Raw genomic sequence first — 5314 nt, 5'->3', positions numbered from 1 at the left:
TACGCATGAGTGGCATATTTGTTATTGTAGTCAGTAGTTTAGAGCGGGTTACTACTTATGAAGTATGACCTTACCATTTTTGTCTACGGCATGGTGGCTAAAGTGGTTTTTGGCTATGTCGATATCGCAGAAATAAGAATAATCAGACATGGTGCCTCGATGCAATTAGTTACCACATAATTATGGCAGAGCCTCGGAAGTGGGAAGCCATGTCATTCTTTATAAGTATTAAGGGTAAATAAGTGAAAAAAGTTCTATTTCTTTTGCCATTGGCATTTAGTTTAAATGCAGCGGATAGCGCGAATTACGATGAGAAACGACGCTTGTTCTGCGAGTTGACGTCAATTAACCCATTGCTAAGTGATTTGGGAAAAGGGGATGTGAGAGATGGTTGGCTTCGAATCCAAGATGATATGTATTATTCCATAGAAATTGGTGGCTGGGTTATGTTGCGTTATGGTTCAAATGACGGCGTAAATATATCAAATACAAAAAATAGTCTTTATATTAAGGATTATGTCGGACTGACGAAATTTGATAAAAAGACAGGCAAGGTGACAATGAATTATTCTACAAAAGATATGTCACAAAAATTAGTGTGGTCATGTGATGTGGGCTTGAATCAGCCAAATAATAGCGAAATGTAATACTGATAACAAACGTATTAGGCGCTGCCGGATCCCCTAATAACTTCCCCAATCCTGCGTTTGCAATATAAAGCTACTGGTGAGGTGTCTACCTATCTTGGTGATTCTGAAGTTGTAGTGTCAGCGGGTTTGAAGGAAGAACCTATCAATTTAGCTAAAAAGGAAGATTAAAAAGCAATTGAGGATCGTGAATAAGAACAATCAGATGTGGACTCTGACGATGAGTCAAACAATGCTGAGATCCAGCGCTCGGTGTTGACGAAGCAACTGAGATGGTAGCCGAGAATGAAAAGGAAAAAGGAGGATGTGGATAATCCATATATGGACTCTTATCCACATCCTCCAGACATTCCACAAGAAGTTACACCGCTGGGTGTTGTGGAGGGTATGTATAACTTTGATGATGCAAGCGGCTTTGTTGCGTAATTCGAGGGAACTAAATCTACAACCTACACTCTGTTCAGCAACACTCACTTTTCCTCGTAGCCTCATATCTAAGCCTCGTTACAAAACAACCAAATGGAAGCAATACAACCCGAGCACTCATTAAACGTGGTTCTCTGACTCTTTGGATTGATGAGGAATCCATAAGCGGGTGGTCCAAAGCATGCAAAACCGGCGTGGTAGACCACGTCGGTTTAGTTATTTAGCGTTTAACACTGCCGCTCATGGTGAAGCGAGTCTTCTCTATGCCACTGGGGGCTTTACAATGATTTATCTATTCAATATTTAGGCTAGCCAATTTTCCGTTAAGTTGTCCGCATTAGACCTGCCTCAGTCGTGGAGCAAAGTAAGTTGAGGTCTCATTTAGTACTAAAACGAGAGGAGCAAGTCAGGACCAAGCCATTGATGCTACTGGCCTTAAGGTTTACTACGAAGGTGAGTGGAAAGTCAAAAAAACACGGGACGGAGGGCAGCGTAAAGTTATTTTAATTATATATTTCTTTTGCTTGGTCAAAGAAGCTGGATTGGAAGTAAGACGAGAAATAGGCTTATTGTTGACCTTATTTTTATCTTGGAGAGAAAAATTTGTCGCCAGTTTGTCGCCATTAGTAATTTTATTTTGTGGTAAGTGTCTGTTTTAAATTAACTTTTCTTATCGTTGTATACAATGGCTTCACTAATCCAGTCTGGCCTAGATCTAACACCAATCATTACTCACCACTACAAAGTGGATGACTTCCAGAAAGGCTTCGACATGATGCGCTCTGGTATGTCAGGTAAAGTAATCCTAGATTGGGAATAATTCTGAATTAGGAAGCTAACTTAAGAAAGCTTAATAGAAAGGCGACAGTTTTTACTGTCGCCTTTTTTGTGTCTATCCCGCTTTGATATGTGTTTGCACTTTTAGAAACGCTTGTGACAAGAAAAGCACATAACAAAGAGCGACATGATCAAAGGTCCTGTCGCCCATATCGTTTTTATTTCGAGGCTTATTAACCTGCCGCAGCCTGCATAATTAGGCCACAGATGTAAGCGCCGTATGTACCGAGTGCGTAACCAAGTACCGCCATTAGGATACCTACTGGCGCCAGAGCTGGGTGGAATGCAGCTGCTACGATAGGAGCCGATGCTGCGCCGCCAACGTTAGCTTGGCTACCGACAGCCATGAAGAACAGTGGTGCACGGATAAGCTTCGCCATCACAATCATTAGAATGGCATGGATAGTTAGCCATGTGATACCAATGAAGAAGTAGCCTGGATTGTCTAAGATAGCCGTCACATCCATTTGCATACCGATGGTTGCAACTAGGATGTAGATGAACGCTGAACCAACTTTAGACGCGCCGCTGTGCTCAAGGCTGCGTGTAGATTTGAAGCATGAAGCGATGAGCGCGAACGTTGTCACCATAACGATTAACCAGAAGAAGCCTGATGTAAGGCTGTATTTCGCGAGTTCTGGAGCGTTGGTCGAGATCCAAGGTGCGATTAGGTCACTGAATAAGTGAGCTAGACCGGTAAGACCGAATGCAATTCCCGTGATCTTCATTAGATCTGTTGTGGTTGTTGGGCGAGCGTTCTCTTCTTGGTATTTAGAAACCGTCTCTTTTAGCTCTTCGATAGATGATGTGTCAGCTTTTAACCATGCATCAATCTTCTTTTGGCGACCTGCCATGATAAGTAACACGGCCATCCAAATGTTCGCACAGATAACATCAACCGTAATCATTGCAGAGAATAACTGGTCATCAACCTCGAACACTTCTTTCATTGCTGCTTGATTTGCACCGCCGCCAATCCAAGAGCCAGCCACTGTTGTAAGGCCGCGCCATACATCGCCAGATACAAGGTCAGGGTTAACTTGGTCGATAATTAGAATCGCTAAAGGCCCGCCAATGATAATGCCGACAGTACCGGTTAGGAACATGATGACGGCTTTAGAACCAAGGCCAAATATTTTACGAAGGTCTGCTGAGATGATCAGAAGAACGAGTGCACTCGGTAATAGGTAGCGACTTGCAACGAAGTATAGCTTTGAGTTTGACGCATCGATGATGCCTAAACTATTCAATAGAGAAGGAACAAAGTAACAGAGCAATAGACCCGGAACGAACGAGTAGAATTTTTTCAGAGCGCTATTTTGGCTACTTTCCGTGATAAAAACACCGCCAAGAATAACAGCTAACATGCCCATTATTACTGCATCATTAGTAATCATTATTATATCTCCTTTAAGGTGAGCGCAACCGCCTCACTTTTTGAAGTGCAGGACTATACCGACAACTGGTATTCGTTACAAATTGTAACGATAGACATACTTTGAAACGTTTGTGTTAATTTTTATGGTTTGAATTTGTGAGTGCGGAGCGTTAATTATTGGCGATGTGAATGCTTTAGTGGCGACTTGTGAGGCGTGTTTAGATATATGCAATGTAACTCAAACGTTAGAGAATGGTCGCTACGAATTAGAACGACGACTGAAGGGCTTAAAAGAATGCATATATACCCACATTGATGGTGTGGTTTATGTGGGGAGGTAATGTTTTATAAATGTAAAAAGTGAATTCATTTTTGACGGGTAGCTTGAGATTGAAAATTATAACTGGATCACATAAATGTCGTGGTTCATCTGATTTAGGTTCCGTGTTTTGGCTTCATCGGTCGTGCTATTCGTATTTAGAGAATGAAAAAGCGACCCGAAAGCCGCTTTTTGAGTGGTTGTTAACCTCGAATTTGAGCTCTGCTTAGGTTTGTTCTTCCTCAAAGCCATCTGCATAGCCTTTCGGTGGCGGTGTCCAACCTCGTTCTGAGCGAGAGTGCTTGTCTGAACGGTCTTTTTTCATGTCTTCTTTCATTGCTTCTTCAAGGTGAATGAAGATTTGTCGGTAGTTGTTGTCGTAACGTGGGTTCTCTTCAGCGTCAGACCAAGCTTGGTATAGTTTTTCAGACTTACGGCTTTCAACACGTTGATACGTTGATTTTTGCTGTTCAACGAAGAATGGATGGTGCCCTAAAGAACGTAGAGCTTCTGAGCCCATTTCGAGTGCCGAGTGGTACGTTTCTGAGATTACAGAATCTGCACCGGCTTCTCGTAGGCGGTAACTGTGACCACGGTCGAATGCACGCGCTAAGATTTTCACATTAGGGTAGGTGTGTTTAACGTATTTCACTAATTCAACGCTTGAGTCTTGGTTGTCGATAGCGACGACAAACATTGCTGCTTCTTCGATTCCTGCGGTATGCAATAAGTCATGACGAGTTGCATCACCAAAGTAAGATTTGATATTGATGGAGCGTAACAAATCGACTTGGTTAGCTTGGTGATCCAGAACCACAGTATTGACATCATTCGACACCAGTAAGCGGTTAACGATTTGACCGAATCGGCCAATACCAGCAATGATCACCGTACCTTTCTCTTCGATAGTATCGGCTTCTCGGTCGTTAGACTTTTGCTCGTAACGAGGAAGTATCACTTTATCAAATAGAATGAATAAGCCTGGAGTTAGGAACATTGAAAGGGCAACAACCAGCGACAGAGTTTGAACTATATCAGCAGGCAATACGTGGTTTTGAGCCGAGAAGCTAAGTAGTACAAAACCGAATTCACCGGCTTGAGCCAAGCTCAACGTAAACAACCATCGGTCACTATTTTTGATTTTAAAGATCAGCGCCAATGTAAACAACACCAAGGCTTTAAGTAGCATAACGCCAAGAGTGAGGCCAATGATCAAACCAAAGTCGTTGAATAGAACATCAAAGTTGATGCCCGCACCTACCGTAATGAAGAACAAGCCAAGTAGCAGCCCTTTAAACGGGTCTATATTAGACTCAAGCTCGTGGCGGAATTCACTGTTCGCCAATACCACACCCGCAAGGAAGGTTCCTAAAGCTGGTGAGAGGCCGACTAGGCTCATTAGTGCAGCAATACCAATAACCAACATCAGTGCGGTTGCAGTAAAGATTTCTCGCAAGCCTGAGCTCGCCACAAAGCGGAACAGTGGACGACTCAAGAAGTGCCCGCCGACCACAACAATCGCAATAGATGCTGTGATCACAAGGCCATAAGCCCAGCCGGGTAGGCCAGCAACAAGACTCAACTCTTCATGGTGATCAGAAGTCGAAGCGACCGCGCTTTGTGCAGCTTCGATTAATTCTGGCAATGCCAATAGAGGGATAAATGCCAGCATCGGAATGACAGCGATATCTTGGAACAGTAAGACCG

General features: G+C 43.2%; 4 protein-coding genes and 3 pseudogenes. 4 read left to right on the top strand and 3 right to left on the bottom strand.

The window, feature by feature from the left end; genetic code table 11:
- A pseudogene (locus AB4496_RS21110) lies at nucleotides 1-150 on the bottom strand (IS110 family transposase); the annotation flags it as partial.
- 92 nt (nucleotides 151-242) lie between these two features.
- Between AB4496_RS21110 and AB4496_RS21105 the strand changes: the two are divergent.
- The 4 genes and pseudogenes from AB4496_RS21105 to tdh all read left to right on the top strand — a co-directional run.
- Nucleotides 243-647: a hypothetical protein gene (locus AB4496_RS21105; RefSeq protein ID WP_102257267.1), complete on the top strand. Its 405-nt coding sequence runs from the start codon at nucleotides 243-245 to the stop codon at nucleotides 645-647.
- A 285-nt stretch (nucleotides 648-932) separates the two neighbouring features.
- Nucleotides 933-1073, top strand: a complete 141-nt coding sequence (locus tag AB4496_RS21100) for a hypothetical protein (RefSeq protein WP_157936388.1) — start codon at nucleotides 933-935, stop codon at nucleotides 1071-1073.
- A gap of 64 nt (nucleotides 1074-1137) precedes the next feature.
- Nucleotides 1138-1573 (top strand): annotated as a pseudogene (locus AB4496_RS21095) (transposase); the annotation flags it as partial.
- A gap of 176 nt (nucleotides 1574-1749) precedes the next feature.
- Nucleotides 1750-1893: pseudogene (gene tdh / locus AB4496_RS21090) on the top strand (L-threonine 3-dehydrogenase); the annotation flags it as partial.
- A 190-nt stretch (nucleotides 1894-2083) separates the two neighbouring features.
- Here tdh and AB4496_RS21085 read toward each other — a convergent pair.
- Entirely contained in the window at nucleotides 2084-3307 is a 1224-nt protein-coding gene (locus AB4496_RS21085; protein ID WP_009845595.1) for a DUF819 domain-containing protein, read from the bottom strand.
- A gap of 526 nt (nucleotides 3308-3833) precedes the next feature.
- A partial coding sequence (locus AB4496_RS21080; protein WP_372131863.1) for a cation:proton antiporter occupies nucleotides 3834-5314 on the bottom strand: 1481 nt, incomplete at its 5' end.

Origin of the sequence: Vibrio sp. 10N.222.46.A1 (assembly GCF_041473595.1) — a bacterium.
Lineage (GTDB): Bacteria > Pseudomonadota > Gammaproteobacteria > Enterobacterales > Vibrionaceae > Vibrio > Vibrio tasmaniensis_A.
The sequence above is the reverse complement of the archived record's forward strand: the minus strand, read 5'-3'. Positions and strand labels throughout refer to the sequence as shown.